The sequence below is a fragment of the Microcoleus sp. B3-A4 genome, from assembly GCF_036705385.1.
GTDB lineage: Bacteria > Cyanobacteriota > Cyanobacteriia > Cyanobacteriales > Microcoleaceae > Microcoleus.
The window spans coordinates 12,772-28,579 of record NZ_JAUBUI010000022.1; the positions used below are offsets into that span (position 1 = coordinate 12,772).

The following is a 15,808-nucleotide window of genomic DNA, read 5'->3' on the forward strand; positions in this document are numbered from 1 at the left end:
CAGGCGCTTGGCAATAGAAATCAACCGGGTTTCTGAGGATGAGTCCGTAAGTTCTGCGTAAAAATTAGGCTTTAGCCTGGGGGCCACTTCATCTGCCGGCCGCCGAGAATGTGAAGGTGCAGGTGGTCTACAGTTTGGCCGCCGTCGCTGCCGCTATTAATGACGACGCGATAGCCGTTGCTAAGTCCGAGTTGTTCTGCTACCCGTTTGACAGTCAGCAGCAAGTGTCCCATGAGAGCATGATCTCCCGACTCGGCATCGGCTAATTTGGCAATAGGCTGTTTGGGAATGACGAGGATGTGGACGGGCGCTTGCGGATTGATATCTCGGAACGCGAGGGCCAAGTCGTCCTCATAAACGATGTCTGCGGGAATTTCTTTGCGGATGATTTTGCTGAAAAGCGTTTCTTGAGTTGTCATGGGTGTTAACGAAGTTCGGCAACGGATTTTGTAACGGATGTAACGGATGTCGGGAAGAGGGAAGAGGGAAGACCCAGCAGGAGAGAGGGAAGAGGAGAAAAAGAAGAGGCAAGGAAAAGTTTTTCTTGCCTCTCCCGATATTCATTAGTCATTGTTAATCATAATAGATGATGAATCAAGGACAGGCAAATTAAGGATTAAGAAAAATGCTTGCTAGGGTTTGGAGTGCATCGATCGTTGGAATTGACGCGGTAAAGGTGGGTGTTGAGGCTGATGTGTCAGGGGGGCTACCGAAAATTGTGGTTGTGGGATTGCCAGATTCGGCGGTGCAAGAAGCTAAAGAAAGGGTTAAGGCTACCCTAAAAAATTCGGGATATGCTTTTCCGATGCGGAGTATTGTGATTAATTTAACTCCGGCGGATTTGCGGAAGGAAGGGCCGAGTTTTGATTTGCCGATCGCCATTGGGATTTTGGCAGCATCGGAACAAGTCAGCGGTCAACTTTTGGGAGATTATTTGTTTTTAGGGGAACTTTCTTTAGATGGGAGTTTGCGGCCTGTGGCTGGGGTTTTGCCGATCGCCGCTGCTGCTCAAAAAATGGGTATTTCGGGGTTGGTTGTACCGGCTGGTAACGCGCAGGAAGCGGCTTTGGTGCACGGAATATCTGTTTATGGTTTTGAGAATATTTTTGCTGTTACTGATTTTTTAAACAATCCTGAAGTTTATTCGCCTGTAGAAGTAAACGGTCGAGAAGAGTTAGCAAAAACGCGGTTTTCGGGTCTAGATTTAAAGGATGTAAAGGGGCAAACTCACGCGCGGCGGGCTTTGGAAATTGCTGCGGCGGGGGGACACAATTTAATTTTTGTGGGGCCGCCAGGGAGCGGTAAGACGATGTTGGCGAGACGTTTGCCTGGTATTTTGCCGCCGCTGACTTTTGAGGAAGCTTTGGATGTAACTCAGATTCATTCGGTGGCTGGGTTGTTAAAGGATAAGGGAAGCTTGGTGGGCGATCGGCCTTTTCGCAGTCCTCACCATTCGGCATCGGGGCCTTCTTTGGTAGGTGGCGGCAGTTTTCCGCGTCCGGGTGAAATTTCTTTAGCACATCGCGGCATCCTTTTTCTCGATGAATTAACTGAGTTTAAAAGAGATGTTTTGGAGTTTTTGCGACAACCGCTGGAAGATGGTTATGTGACGATTTCTCGAACTAGACAATCGGTGATGTTTCCGGCTCAATTCACTTTAGTTGCTAGTACGAATCCTTGCGCTTGTGGTTATTACGGCGATTCGATTCAACAGTGTACTTGTTCGCCGCAAAAGAGGGAGCAATATTGGGCAAAACTTTCGGGGCCTTTGATGGATCGGATTGATTTGCAAGTGGCGGTTAATCGTTTGAAACCCGAGGAAATTACGCGACAGCCGACGGGGGAAGAGTCGGAACCGGTGCGGGTGAGGGTGCAGCGGGCGCGAGAGCTCGCTACTCGCCGTTTTCAGTCGGAATCTAGTTTGCGCTGTAATGCGGAGATGCAAAGCAGTCACATTAACAGATGGTGTCAGTTGGATGAGGCTTCCCGGAATTTACTGGAGATGGCGATTCGGAAGTTGGGGCTTTCGGCGAGGGCTAGCGATCGCATTTTGAAGGTTGCTAGAACTATTGCTGATTTGTCGGGGGATGAAAGCTTGAAAACGAATCATGTGGGGGAGGCGGTGCAGTATCGGACGATCGATCGGATGCAGTAAGTCAGCAACGGCTCAAAAGACACAATACCCCGATCCCCGACTTCTTAAAGAAGTTGGGAATATAACAGTTGATTCGGCGATTTAAATCGCTTCTAAACATACAAAGTCCCAGCCGAGGGGGACTGAGGGATTAAGGAGGTATTTAAGCTCGATTGATGTTATCCAATTATTTAATTGAGCCAGTGAAACGCCCCCATATTCCCATGTTTATTGCCTGATTTTGTGCTGCATGGTGCCAGGCTCACTGGTGAGAGTTGCGTAAGTTCTGTTAGTGTTAGATTGGGGGAGGCGACAGCAAACCAAGACAGCAGTTTAAGTGGCGATCGAGGAAGCTTTAGCTCGATTTTCCGAAAGCTACTCAACAGAAGTGTATCAGCCCAAAAGTCAAGAGGTTTACCAGCACCTCTACGAATCTTATTCTGAGGCTGGACGCAGTATTTATACCACCGCAGGTTGAAGCTGGTGTCAATCCCACCCACCCACAGGTTTTGTCAAAAACCCCTCATAATTTAATCAAAAATTCATCAAGTTGTTACCAACTTTTTGTCATTTTTACTGTAATTTATGATACCGATCGCCCAAGTTGCCCTAATCTCCACAACGGCAGAATTTTTAATATTTAATTTCCCGCTCCCCCTCTCCCTCGCTATTCCTCGCTATTCCTCGCTATTCCTCTTTCCCTCGCCCCTTATCTCTGTTTCACCCTAAAATTTGAAATTTTTGAGTGATGAATCATGGCACGATCGCAGCGCGTTTTGATACCATGCAATCAAGCGGAAGACAATCAGGGAATGCACTGGAGGTGTGTAAATGGAGCTTTTAGCAGAACAAAAACGGTGCTTGGATTGCTTGGTAAGCTCGATCGAGCAATTGGGAGGTCGAGTAGACATTCCAAAGCTGGAGCAGATAGCTGAGCTAATCATTCAAACGATGAGAGGGCCTTGGCGCTCCTTTCACACGTCGGAACACATTTTTGAGGTCGGGGGGTCAGTCGATCCGATCGAGGTGCTGGCTGCGCTGTTTCACGACCTCGTGTACGTGCAAGTCGATGAGGGGGTTAGTTTCAATATTAGCAGCGCCCTTTGTCCTTTTGTCAAAGAGGTGCGATCGCAGTTAGTTATTAGAGATGAAACCGAACTGCCCGACGATGCCATGTATCAGCTAGTGGCCTCAGTATTTGGGTTTATTCCCGGTAAGACTCTCTCTCCGTTTGCCGGCAAAAACGAATTTTTGAGTGCCGTTATTGCTGCCAAATCTTTGGAGCGTTTTTTGCCAGCTAGTACGATCGCTGAGATAACAGCTTGCATCGAAGCTACTATCCCTTTTCGTCCCGTTTCGCCCAGCGGTTTGAGCGCGATCGAACTTTTGCACCAGCGTTTGGTAAGTGTGAACCGCGATTTTAACTTGGGATGGAGCGATGCCCAAACCGTAGAAATTGTCAAGCGATCGGTCAGGTTAGCAAATCGGGATGTAGAGAATTTTGCCTCTCCAAATTCCTCTAATTTCTTAGACAATACCTGGAACTTGATGCCAGAAACCAACCACGAATTGAGCAAGGCTAATTTGTATACTGTTGCCGGATATCGCAGGTCGCTGCAAAAAATGGAAGGATTTTTGAAGTTCCTCAAACCAGAACTGGTTTTCCAGCAGTTTAGGCAAGAGCCGGACGATGAAACCTATGCTAACCTGATTGCCAGAACTCGAAAAAATATCGAAGTTGCTAAACTTTATCTGGGGATCAAGCTAATTACCATCGCTATTTTAGAAGCTCTTTCCTACCGTTTGGGGCGCGATATTCCGCTTTCAACTATGATGGGAGAATTGCGAACATCAGGATTTAAAACCGAGGTTTTGGAGGATTACTTGCCCAACAGACAGAGCGCCTACCCATTAGAAAGTCAGTTGCAAAGAGAAGTGTTAGACCTGCTAGAAATAGGACGCAATCAAGAATCGCCCTATGATATTAAAAACTCCCCGGTTTCTACGTTTATTATCAAATCTATCGGCTTTGCTGAAACAGAAAACCTTTTGAAGAAAGCTCAAGACTTTTTTGCCGATCATATTTCGTCGGAAGAGTTTCTGTCTTACTGTTCTCCCGATGTCATCGAGACCATCTCCTCCGGGGTGATGAAACTCTTTGACAGCAGGAAGAGGGCTTTAGGGAAAGTTAAATTAGTTCACCAAACTGTTTCTTAGGATAGGTTGGCACCATCTTAAAACGTTTTCCATTGCAGAAACCAGGTTTCTTGAGTTCAGCCACAATGTCCGGTTAGTCTGAGATGTTGCACCATTCTCGCTTAACAGGCTTTCGGGCCTGTTCCACGAAGAATGAGTTTTCTTGTGGGGTGGGCAGGAGATCCCGCCCATAGCAGGCTTATTGAGAATGGTGCAAGATCTCAGTTGAAACCATAAAAAAAAGTCCTCTTTCAAGGACTTTAGCTATGAGTCTGGGGTTTGAACCCCTGGCGGACTAATTTGACATCCAACTTCTATTGCGGTGAACCAGTCGCACCCTCTGCGCCGGAGTTGCTATCAGGTACAGCCGTACCCGTAGGATTAGAATCGCTCTGGCTTTCGGTATTAGTTGGGCCGCTGGTACCCGATCCTGGAGCGCCCTCATCTTGAGTGGGAGATGGAGTAGCTGAACTCTCAGGTGCTGGAGTTGGGGCAGTGGAAGCTGGCTCATCCTGCGGAGTCGGAACCGTAGTATTGGTATTATTTGACGGCGAAGATGGAGACGGCGCTGCTTGCTGAGCGGGTGCATCTTGCTGCTGTGAATTTGGAATTGTAATATTGATATTGGGAGCCGGACTTGGTTGAGTATCCGGAGTTGCCTTTTGAGCTGGACTTGGTTGAGGAGCAGGCGTAGGTTTTTGAACTGGAGATGGTTGAACCGGAACCGGAACAATTTTTTGAATTATCGTTTTTTCTCTCTCTATAGTCCGAGTCGGAGAAGGTGTTGCTGAAGGTTGATTCGCTTTCGGTACAACAATCACAGGAGCAGCAGTAGGAGTAGGAGCCTCCTCACCCCGATTGAAGTAATATACACCGCCCAAAACTAAGCCTGCCAAAGAAGTAAGAAGAATCCCTAACAGTAACCCGCGGCCCGCATTCTCATTATCGCGGACTTCTTGGACTCCAAGTTGGCGGTGGTTTTCGGCCATTTCACCCTGTACATAACCTTGGTGATGAGCTGCTTCTTTAGAAGCCTTCGCCGTTGTACTCGGAACACTTGTAGTAGTTCGGGTTGTACTGACGTGACCGTTAGTTGCATCTGTGTGAACTTCTTGATGAATTTCACGGCTAGAGCTATTTTCTTCGTTAGGTTTCATAATTAATCTTCGCCACAACTATTCAAAAAATATTTGTCTGTAGGAGATGCTCTGGTTTGAAAACTTGGGCTAAGCTGTTCAGCATTTAAATCACTTACTTCGATTCACTGTCAAGATTCACTCAAGATTCATTTGTAAACCTTTGGCGTTTTGGTCATACCCAGTTTAAATGCTTAACAGCTTAAGGCTTAGGGAGTTTAGAGAACTGTTGGCTTTTCCTTAATCTGTATCGAATCTAACTAACCAACGCATTAACCAGGCTCTACCCTCCGAGTGATTGTCTGAGTCCTCCAAAGGAATAGGATTAGCGGGACTTAAACAAAAAATACAGGCTAAATGAGTTTATATGCTTGCAGAGCAAGTATATAAACTTAAAAGATGAGCAATGAAGGAGATAATCCCCGTCGCAATGCCCCCCTGCTTTTATAAATGGTGCCCAAGATTTGACGATATCTTGCGTCATCAAGCCCAAAAACGGGAGTTTAGGAACTATTTAGGCGAATTATTGGGAGAAAGTGAGCCAAACCACCTCTCGCCGATGGTGGCACACGCCGTGCGAGTAACTTTCCACAAATATACACCATTTTTTAAGCGCAGCGCCTTGGTCATTCACTGAAATAAATCAACACCACTTGGAGGTAATGAATCAGTGTCATCAAACCACGAGCGGCCAAGGATTTAACCTCATCTTAGATAATTCATTGCAGCGCTACAAGTGGCAACTTTACTGCCAGAGTGGGAAGGCAATAGATCATAGAAATCGGGAAAAAAGAGAAGGAAGTAGTAACAGTTACTAGCCATCTATTTATCAAGCCAGTTTGTGCTTGAAGTTTGTTTAAGTCCGGTTAGATAACCACAATTAATTTAGTAGTAATAAAGGTGATTTTTCTCTCATCCATAAAGATAGGAGGGTCTTACTCACTACCAACAAGGTTGATTGCGGGAAATTAACCGGACATCAGCTATTACTAACAACTGAGTTTTTTTACTCGGTTCTTTCAATGATGATAGTCATGTGAGCGACTAATGCACCTATCGCTCCTACTGCTGCAATGACTGGAAATAAGGCCGCACCGATGACTCCACCGACTACTCCGACCGTCAGAGGAACTTCTACCAAGATCCGTCCCTCTTCATTTTTGATGATGATGCGGCGGATATTTCCTTCGTGAATCAGTTCTTTAACTTTAGCAACCAAATCGTCGCCGTTAATTTTCACCTCCTCGACGCTAACTTTTTGCTGAGTATAAGCTGGGGTTTCTAAAGGAGTCGTTTCAAAATTAACCTCACTAACTTTTTGGGAAGAAACTTTGTCAGATACAGGTATTGATTCGAGTTCTCTTGTCCCGACCGGTTCTTGTAGGCGCTCTGTAGGGGTGTCCATTTTTTGTTCTCCTTTTAGGTAAAAGTATTTTTGTATAGAATTATTTAGAAATATAACACGCAACTTTTTGTCGATCAATCATTCTTTTGGGTGATATTGCTGTTGGTGCTATTGTGCTTTTTTCTCTCGATATTTAACGGCGATCGCCTAAAATCCTTCCTCGGTAGGTCCTAGCTGCCGGCTTCCCTAGTGCCGCTTGGTTAACAGTCTGCTTCTGCGCCTCGCACCGCCCCACTCTTCAAAAACCTCCGATCCAGACAGCCCAAGGATTAAAGGGACTTTCACACTCTCACAGACTCAGACTCAACAGGTGTACAGGTTTAAATACTGACATTGTACTGAAAGTACGATCGTCCCGCCGTGTTATAGAGTTACCACCTCTCGTTCGGGAAACCGCACATGGAAACCGTCGTTTACTTTCCTCATATGTCATTTCAATTTAGCTCAGTGCGATCGCCCAACCAAACCCCACCCCCCGAGGTTCCTCAAATCAACATCTTAGAGTTTCTAATGAGAATTGCCTAAAATCAAGGGGGAGGAGAAATAATAATGATCGAAATATTATCGTAACCAAACCAACTTCCTCAAATTGAAGTTGAAGTTGGGGAAAAGTCGGGTAAAATAGAATTATTTCTTTCTGCTTCCTCTTGATTCTCCGTGTCGGAGTTGCCAGCGACAGAGTTTGAATCTCAAGTTCGTGGCCCGACCGTACTTTTGTGGAAACTTTTAAGGCACATTAAGCGGATGTGTGGAATGTGAGTTTTAGTTGCGATCGCACAACTTTAGCATCTGCCGGGAAAAATTTCGTCGGTGAAGCTTTGGAGTTTCGATGCAGCTAAAGTATAAGCTGCCGAACTTGACAAATTGCTCGCTATCGGCTGTCCCTGGTTGGAAGACTACCTACATGACAATCCTCGGGTTGAGTGCGATCGGCATTTGTGCAAAAAAACTGACAATTGAGATTCATTGGCAATTTCCAGAAACCTGTTTTGCCTGAATTTTAAAATCGGGCGATCGGCTGCCGATTTGTCGCTATTGTTGTCTTATTGTAATATAATTTTACGCAAGGGGTAATACGAAATGTACTGCCACAGGTCGCAGATGTCTATCCATCTGAACCAAATTAATGTCATCAAACATTAAAAATAGTTATGACTGTTATATTCGGATTAGTAAAATCTTGGATATATAAAATTCAATACATAGTCAGGTTTCAAAGTGGTATAGGCTGTTAAATCAATCTAACCTGCAATATCGTTTCGGGGAACACCAGCATGATTCCAGGCAAAAAAAATCCTGCTGAATTAACTGGATTCCCGGGAGCAGAGGGAAGGTGATAACTAAGCTATAAAAAGAGTTAAAAACGCCGTCTAAATAGTAGGCAAGACTCCAGCAGCTAACCGCAACTGCCAATTACCAAAGGAGGGAGCAGTGTATGAAACTGACGGGTTGAGTCCCCTAAAATCGCCGCTTGGTTTGCGATCGACTCTACAGGAATTAACCCTGTATGACTTTCTCCTAGAATCTGAGTGTCTGGGGAACGAAGTTGCTAAAATTTTTCAAGCAAACCCTTTAGTTCCGGGCATCATCATCACTCAGCGAGGAAAGTTTATAGGGATGATTTCGCGGCGGCGTTATTTTGAACACATGAGCCGCCCCTACAGCTTGGAGTTATTTTCTCAACAGCCTTTGTTCATACTCTACCGCTTTACTAAAACTGATATGTTGGTTCTCGATCGCGAAACCTCTATTATGACGGCAGTGCGACAGTCTTTGGAGCGATCGCCCGAACTCATCCACGAACCAATTGTAGTACAAGTAGAACCGGATACTTACAAACTTTTAGACGTACACCAACTGCTGCTTTCTCAGTTGCAAATTCACGAGTTATCAACCGTGGCGATGCGAGAATCGCAAGCGCAATTGAGACATCAAGCCCAACAGCTCGAACTTGCCCTGCTGGAACTTCAGCGCACTCAAACTCAACTAATTCAAACAGAAAAAATGTCTTCTTTGGGGCAGTTAGTAGCCGGAGTTGCTCACGAAATTAACAATCCGATCGGCTTTATTTATAGCAATTTGCACCACGCTAAAGAGTACACGCAAGGTTTAATGCGGATGCTCGACATCTACCGACAGCACTGTCCCGAACCCATCGCAGCAATTGAAGCGGAAGCAGAAAAAATTGAATTCGATTATTTGCTAGAAGACTTGCCGAAAGTCTTAAATTCTATGCAGCAAGGTGCAGAAAGAGTGCGCGATATAGTTTTGTCGCTGCGGAATTTTTGCAGGTTAGACGAAGCTCAAATGAAGCAGGTCAACATTCACGAAGGTATCAACAGCACGATTATGCTTTTGCAAAGCCAGCTTAAAGGGAAACCGGGGCAGGAGGCGATAGAAATTCACAAAGAATACAGCGACTTGCCGCTGGTGCAGTGCTATCCCGGACAGCTCAATCAGGTATTTATGAATATTTTACTTAATGCAATTTACGCTCTGGTTGAGTCTAATAAATACGAAAATGTCGATAAAAAAACCTCTAAAAAGTCGCACATAGGCAACCAAAAGCAGTCTTGTACAACGACCCAATCATCACTTTCTAACTCTGAGCGCCTGGTTCCTACGATTCGGATTCGCACCGAGTTAATTGAGAAAAAAAAGGTAATAATTAAAATTTCTGACAACGGCCCGGGGATGACAGAAGAGGTTCGGAAGCGGTTGTTTGACCCTTTCTTTACTACTAAGCCAGTCGGCCAAGGAACGGGTTTGGGACTGTCGATTAGCTATGAAATTGTTGTCAACCAACACGGCGGCGCATTGAAGTGCTTTTCGGAACCGGGAAAAGGAGCAGAATTTGCGATCGAAATTCCGCTACAACAGTCTTCCGTAGCACATATTTTGCCTCGCTTTGCGTGATACAACAGAAGGAAGAAGGAAGAAGGAAGAAGCAATAAAAGTTAGAGAATCGGCCGTTGAAATCGCTTAAAATTCAAACTTTCCTCCCTCTTTAAGAGATTAAATAATAAAGCCCGTCGGCTACCGCGAACCTTTGCAAACCCACTTCCACAAAGGATGACTCGGCCCCTGTTGGCGAATGCGGCGAACTTGTTTTTCTAAACCCTGTTTTTCCTGCAGGGGCAATCCTCGCACCATATTGCGACTTTGCCAAGTTAGCACTGCTAAAGTCATTCCCAAGCACAAACCCAAACCGAGAGTTGGCCAGCGATGAAAAAATAAACCGTAGCGCACTGCCGCCCAAGTGAAGTGTTCTAACCACAAAGCGATTTCGCGGCGCAAACCCCAAATGCTCAAAGAACCGACGCTAATCCACAGCAATATCACAGTTAACCAGCGGCCGTAAACTGTTAGTTTGTGAAGCCTTTGGACTTCAATTTGAAAATTTGCGTCGCTTTCATTAGTCATTAGTTATTAGTCATTAGTTATTAGTCAGTCAACAGTCAACAGTCAACAGTCAACAGTCAACAGTTAACAGTCAACTAAACTTCCTCTGACGGGTTAATGGCTTCTACAGGGACGGGGATAGAGTGGCCGGTGCGACTGCGCCACCAAGCTAGCAACGTACTGGCAATGAAAATACTCGAATACGCACCCGCGATAAAGCCGACAATCAATGCTAAAGCAAAGTATTTGAGCGTTTCGCCGCCAAACAAAAAGATGGAAAACAGTGTCAGGAGAGTAGCAAAAGTCGTGTTAATTGACCTTCCCATGGTCTGCATAACAGCATCATCGACAATTTGATCGATCGACTGTCCCGGATTTAGCTTGATTATTTCTCGCACGCGATCGTAAATTACCACTGTATCGTTAACAGAAAAACCGATAATTGTCAAGAGCGCCACCACAAATAAACTGTCAACTTCCACTCCTTGAACTAAACCCAAAAACGAGAAAACACCAAGAGTCACCAACACGTCGTGGAAGAGAGCAACGAAAGCAAAAAAGGCATAATCCAACTGAAACCGGAAAGTTAGATAAACCGTAATTGCGGCAAAGGAAAGGAATAAAGCCAACAATCCCGAACTAAATAATTGTTTACCGAGGGTAGGCCCAACCGTATCAATTTGAGTAGATTGAGGAGAAAAAGCGCCTATCTTTTCGCTCAAAGCTGTTTGCAAATTAGTCCGCTGTTCGACATCCAAAGTTTTCGTTCGCAGCGACAAACCTCGCTGTTCTTGACCGATAACTTGAATGCTGCTGCCACCTAAACCTTGGGCGTCCAGGACTTCGCGGACAGCAGCAATATCGATGGGTTTACAATTTTCCGGTTTCGTGCAGTCGAGTTCAAATTGCAGCCGAGTGCCGCCGATAAAGTCCAAACTGGGGCGCAGCGGTGCGCGGATGTCGGGACGAGTCCAAGAAATCGCCATCGACACTATACCTGCGAGGATTATAGCGGCGGAAATACTCCACCAGAGCGATCGCTGTTTGATAATACTGAATTTCATAATTTGAAGGAAGAAGGAAGTTTGCCAACCAGCAATATACGCGATGTAACGGATGGAAGAAGGGAGGAAGAAGTTAGTTAAAAAATTACCAACAGTCAACAGTCAACAGTCAACAGTCAACAGTCAACTGTTAACTGTTAACTATTAGCAGTTTTAGACAAATCGGGGCAGAACCACTGAGGTTTTCGCAGCGCCGGAAAGCCCAACACTACCAAAAGTAGAGTGCGGCTGCAAGTAATAGCAGAAAACATACTCACTACTACGCCCAATCCCAGAGTTACAGCAAACCCTTTAACTAAACCAGCGCCCAACCAGAACAAAGCAGCACAAGCAATAACTGTTGTGACGTTACCGTCTAAAATGCTGGAAAAAGCTCGGTAAAAACCCGATTCGACCGATCGATAAAGCGATTTCCCCGCCCGCAACTCTTCCCGCGTGCGCTCAAAAATCAGCACGTTAGCATCGACTGCCATCCCGATGCTGAGGACAAAACCAGCAATTCCCGGCAGCGTTAATGTCACTCCCAAAAGTACGAAAGCTGCCCAAGTTAACAGAGCATAAATTAACAGCGCAATATTGGCAATTACGCCGGGGAGTCGATAGTAGGCCACCATGAAAATCAAGACTAAAACTAGGCCGCCTATACCTGCGTTAATACTGCTTTGAATGCTGTCTTTACCCAAGCTAGCGCCGACAGTACGGTTTTCGACAATTTCGACCGGCACCGGCAAAGCACCACCGCGCAATTGCACTGCCAAATCGTTGGCTTCTTGCGTTGTAAAGTTGCCTTGAATTACGGCACTCCCACCAGTAATTCCTGTTTGGGCAAATTCAACGCCGACCACTGGAGAACTGATCATTGTTTCGTCTAGGAAAATACCGATACTGCGCCCGGTGCCTGCTAAATTTTTAGTAAGTTGGGCAAAGAGTTCGCCTCCTTTGGTATCGAAAACAAGAGCAACGTTCCAGTTATTCCCAGCCGCCAAGGGTTGAGGTTGAGCGTCTTTGAGGTTTTCGCCGCCGAGGCCGCTGCTTTTGAATAGTTTGGCGATCGCCTCATTGCTTCTTTTCAAAGCAGCCTGATTTGCTTTAATTTCTGCCTCATTCGGGCTATTTTTCAATTCTGCTTGTTTGGCGAGTAATTCCTGCTGAAACTGCCTTTCAATGGCTAATTGTGCTTCTGTTCCAGGCAGTTGTTCCAGAAATTCTAGCTTGGCGGTGCCGCCCAAAACTCGTTCTGCTTGCTGCGGGTCATTTACTCCGGGCAACTGGACGAGAATTTGGTCTTCTCCTACTGTTTGCACTAAGGCTTCGGAAACTCCCAAACCGTTGACGCGGTTTTCGACAATCCGCCGCACTGCTTCTAACATTCCCTGGTCAATTTTGGGAATTGTGGGGGTAGTTTTTACTTGAATTGTGAGTTGCGACCCTCCTTGCAAGTCTAATCCCAGCCGCGTTGGAATAGTTACTATTACAGTAATGGCGGCGATGATTAAAACAAAAATTAGGGCTAATATTGAACGTTGTTTTTGCATACTTAATTATTAGTCATTAGTCATTAATCATTAGCCATTAGTCATTGGTCAGTAGTTAGGTGGAAGAAATAATCAATCTGTGCATCCGTGTTTTAGCATCAATGTCCTGCTGGCAGATATCGTTAGTTTTAGCGAACAACCAAAGAGTGATAACTAATGACTAATGGCTAATGACTGATGACTATTTATACTCGCAATGCTACCATTTTTTGGACGGCTTCGACAATTTGAGTGGGCTGAACAATTGTCAGTCTTTCTAAATTACCGTTGTAAGGTGTGGGAATATCTTGTGAAGATAGGCGCAAAACCGGTGCGTCGAGTTCGTCAAAAAATCGATCGCTAATCGAAGCAATTAGTTCGGCACCGATGCCTCCTGTTTTCATGCACTCCTCTACAATAATTACTTTGTGAGTTTTGCGAATGGATTCGCCGATCGTCTCCATGTCCAGGGGTTTGAGAGAAATCAGGTCGATTACTTCTGGATCGTAACCTTCTTTTAGCAGGGCGGGCACGGCTTGCAAGACATGGTGCCGCATCCTGGAATAAGTCAGGATGGTGACATCTTTGCCCGATCGCACAATTTCTGCTTTGTCCAGCGGCACTAAATATTCTGTTTCTGGCAAATTTTCTTTGAGGTTGTAAAGAAGGACGTGCTCGAAAAACAGAACGGGGTTATCGTCGCGGATAGCTGATTTTAAGAGTCCTTTGGCGTTGTAGGGAGTCGAACAGGCGACTATTTTCAAACCCGGTACTGCTTGGAAATATGCTTCTAACCGCTGGGAGTGTTCTGCGCCGAGTTGCCGGCCCACGCCGCCTGGCCCGCGAATTACCATTGGCATTTTGAAGTTGCCGCCCGATGTGTAGCGCAGCATTCCGGCATTGTTGGAAATTTGGTTGAAGGCCAGCAGCAAAAAGCCCATGTTCATGCCTTCGATGACCGGCCGCAGTCCCGTCATTGCTGCGCCTACTGCTAGGCCTGTAAAGCTATTTTCGGCGATCGGGGTGTCGAGCACTCTAAGTTCGCCGTATTTGTTGTAGAGGTCTTTGGTGACTTTATAAGAACCGCCGTATTGACCTACGTCTTCGCCGAGTACGAATACGGCGGAGTCGCGGGCCATTTCTTCGTCTAACGCCTCGCGGAGGGCGTTGAACAATAAGGTTTCTGCCATAGGAGGTGAAGCAATGATTGCAGGAGGGTCAGATTAGAATCTTAACCTTTTGGGGGTGTGGATGAGGATGCGATCGCAAATTCGGCAATTCAACCAGGCAGAATTGGCCAGACCTTTATCATAATTATTTAATTTTGTCAACCTCGTCCATTTATATCTCGGAAAAATGTTTTTGCAATAAATCGTGAATAAATCGATAACGCCGATCGCCCGTTTTTTGCAGCAACAGGCGATCGGTCGCAGCATCGAGAAAACGCCTGTAATCCCAAGGAATGTAGCCGTTCGACCACAGAACCAGGCGCAATATAAAACTTTCAATCCCCGGAATTCCCGGCAAAAAAGCACTAATTACCGCAGCAACAGCACCCGCAACTATTCCCCAAATCGATCCGGAGATTAGGGTGGCAATTAATCCCAAAATCACCCAAATCAGCCCGCAAACCAGCTTAACTCCAAACTGATACTTGCGCCGTTCATCGGCTGTTTGCAGCCAGCTAGACGGTATGCGATCGAGGTAAAATTCTTGAATTCCTTGCTGTCCCATCCTTCTCGCTAACCATCCCAGCCAGTGGCGAATTTGTTCCGGCCGCAGTTCTTTACCTCTGGGATACTGCTTGACTTGTCCGGTCATTTGGTGGCGAATATAGGCTGTTAACAGATATTTGCGCTGTTCTTCGGCAGAAGTTAGCCGCTTCCAAGCTTCGATTAAAATATCGTCGTAAGCCAGAGCCATCATGCTCAAAAGCAAGGGAACTTTTGCTATTTTTAACAACTCCGGCTCGCGCTCAATGCTGTACCAAAGTTCGCGGCTTCTTGCTTCTTGCAGATAATTTTTAATTTGAGTTTCTGTTAAAGGTTTCAATAAAACTGCGGCTTGCAGGCGAAATCTCGTTTCGCAGTTTTTGTAAGCTTCAAAACTGCTGCAAGCTACTAAATGTTTGGGTTTAAATTCGCTTTCAACAAACTGATTGATTGCTTGAATACAGATATTTTGGCGGTGGGTTTCTACTTCGTCCAAGCCGTCGAGGAGAGGCAGCAATTTTTGTTCGGCAAGCCATTTTTGGCCGACAGCAGGAGAGATGCCGTATTTGAACTGAAGTTGAGCAATTAACCAATCTGCGATCGCCCCGGATTCTGCTTTCCACGATCCGAGTTCAAACAGCACTGGTACTGGAAAACTAGCATCTTTTTGGGCGCGGGAAATTAACACCCGAGCTAATTCTAACAGCGTCGTAGTTTTGCCTGCACCCGTGGCTCCCAAAATTACCAATTTGCCGCCGGCGCGATCGAACACTTTAGCAACGCTTGCTTTGGGAGGAAGCCGAAAACTTGGACGGTTGCCCGCTTTCACTTCCACATCCCAACAGCGGTTAACACCAAGAGGCGGCGAGTCTTGGCTGAGGTTGGCCACCACAGCAGCGTGTAAAGACTGCGATCGCCCTGCTTGGACTTCCTGCTTCACCTCCTCCAACAATCGATCGCGGGGCGCTTGTAATCTCAGAAAAATCAATTTTGACATTTTATGTACCTCGCGCTGAACGCTTACCTTCGCAAATTTGCGCGCAAATAACCCAGAGCAAGATTACCATCTGTATAGGCGTCCAGTATATATTATTGACTCAAATTATTGCGGCACTTATGGATCGGAAATTTTATATAAAAATCCTGACCCTGTGGCCCGCACTAGGTATTTCCACTATAAATTAACTGGCGATCGCCCCAACTCCCAAACAAAAATTATTAGTATAGATACAGAGAGGCTTTTTT

At 45.8% G+C, this 15,808-nt stretch carries 12 protein-coding genes; 4 read left to right on the forward strand and 8 right to left on the reverse strand.

Annotated features, from left to right (window positions below; all coding sequences use genetic code 11):
• Positions 1 to 71: 71 nt before the first annotated feature.
• On the reverse strand, positions 72 to 419 hold the full coding sequence (locus QUB33_RS11665) for a histidine triad nucleotide-binding protein (RefSeq protein ID WP_333229492.1): 348 nt from the start codon (positions 417 to 419) through the stop codon (positions 72 to 74).
• Positions 420 to 625: 206 nt separating this feature from the next.
• Between QUB33_RS11665 and QUB33_RS11670 the strand changes: the two genes are divergently transcribed.
• The 3 genes from QUB33_RS11670 (at position 626) to QUB33_RS11680 (ending at position 4,351) form a co-directional block, all read left to right on the forward strand.
• Positions 626 to 2,155, forward strand: a complete 1,530-nt coding sequence (locus QUB33_RS11670) for a YifB family Mg chelatase-like AAA ATPase (RefSeq protein ID WP_333350508.1) — start codon at positions 626 to 628, stop codon at positions 2,153 to 2,155.
• Positions 2,156 to 2,471: 316 nt separating this feature from the next.
• Positions 2,472 to 2,612: a hypothetical protein gene (locus tag QUB33_RS11675; RefSeq protein WP_333350510.1), complete on the forward strand. Its 141-nt coding sequence runs from the start codon at positions 2,472 to 2,474 to the stop codon at positions 2,610 to 2,612.
• Between the two features lie 353 nt (positions 2,613 to 2,965).
• Positions 2,966 to 4,351 carry a hypothetical protein gene (locus QUB33_RS11680; protein WP_333350512.1) on the forward strand — a complete coding sequence of 462 codons (1,386 nt, stop codon included), beginning with the start codon at positions 2,966 to 2,968 and terminating at the stop codon, positions 4,349 to 4,351.
• Positions 4,352 to 4,644: 293 nt separating this feature from the next.
• On the opposite strand, the gene QUB33_RS11685 is transcribed toward QUB33_RS11680, so the two are convergent.
• On the reverse strand, positions 4,645 to 5,487 hold the full coding sequence (locus QUB33_RS11685) for a hypothetical protein (RefSeq protein WP_333350514.1): 843 nt from the start codon (positions 5,485 to 5,487) through the stop codon (positions 4,645 to 4,647).
• 985 nt (positions 5,488 to 6,472) lie between these two features.
• Positions 6,473 to 6,871 (reverse strand): DUF4342 domain-containing protein, encoded by a 399-nt coding sequence (locus QUB33_RS11690; protein WP_190735383.1) that lies wholly within the window; start codon positions 6,869 to 6,871, stop codon positions 6,473 to 6,475.
• Between the two features lie 1,431 nt (positions 6,872 to 8,302).
• On the opposite strand from QUB33_RS11690, the gene QUB33_RS11695 reads away from it, so the two are divergent.
• The gene (locus QUB33_RS11695; RefSeq protein WP_333350517.1) at positions 8,303 to 9,787 is read left to right on the forward strand and encodes an ATP-binding protein; all 1,485 of its coding nucleotides are present in this window, start codon (positions 8,303 to 8,305) and stop codon (positions 9,785 to 9,787) included.
• Positions 9,788 to 9,907: 120 nt separating this feature from the next.
• On the opposite strand, the gene QUB33_RS11700 is transcribed toward QUB33_RS11695, so the two are convergent.
• The 5 genes from QUB33_RS11700 to QUB33_RS11720 form a co-directional block, all read right to left on the reverse strand.
• A complete protein-coding gene (locus QUB33_RS11700) occupies positions 9,908 to 10,294 on the reverse strand; it encodes a hypothetical protein (protein ID WP_333350520.1) in 387 nt (128 codons plus the stop codon).
• Between the two features lie 74 nt (positions 10,295 to 10,368).
• Positions 10,369 to 11,337 carry a protein translocase subunit SecF gene (gene secF / locus QUB33_RS11705; protein WP_333350522.1) on the reverse strand — a complete coding sequence of 323 codons (969 nt, stop codon included), beginning with the start codon at positions 11,335 to 11,337 and terminating at the stop codon, positions 10,369 to 10,371.
• A 137-nt stretch (positions 11,338 to 11,474) separates the two neighbouring features.
• Entirely contained in the window at positions 11,475 to 12,872 is a 1,398-nt protein-coding gene (secD, locus tag QUB33_RS11710) for a protein translocase subunit SecD (protein ID WP_333350524.1), read from the reverse strand.
• A 185-nt stretch (positions 12,873 to 13,057) separates the two neighbouring features.
• Positions 13,058 to 14,041 (reverse strand): alpha-ketoacid dehydrogenase subunit beta, encoded by a 984-nt coding sequence (locus QUB33_RS11715; RefSeq protein WP_333350526.1) that lies wholly within the window; start codon positions 14,039 to 14,041, stop codon positions 13,058 to 13,060.
• Between the two features lie 151 nt (positions 14,042 to 14,192).
• Entirely contained in the window at positions 14,193 to 15,560 is a 1,368-nt protein-coding gene (locus QUB33_RS11720; protein WP_333350528.1) for an NACHT domain-containing protein, read from the reverse strand.
• Between the last annotated feature and the right edge of the window lie 248 nt (positions 15,561 to 15,808).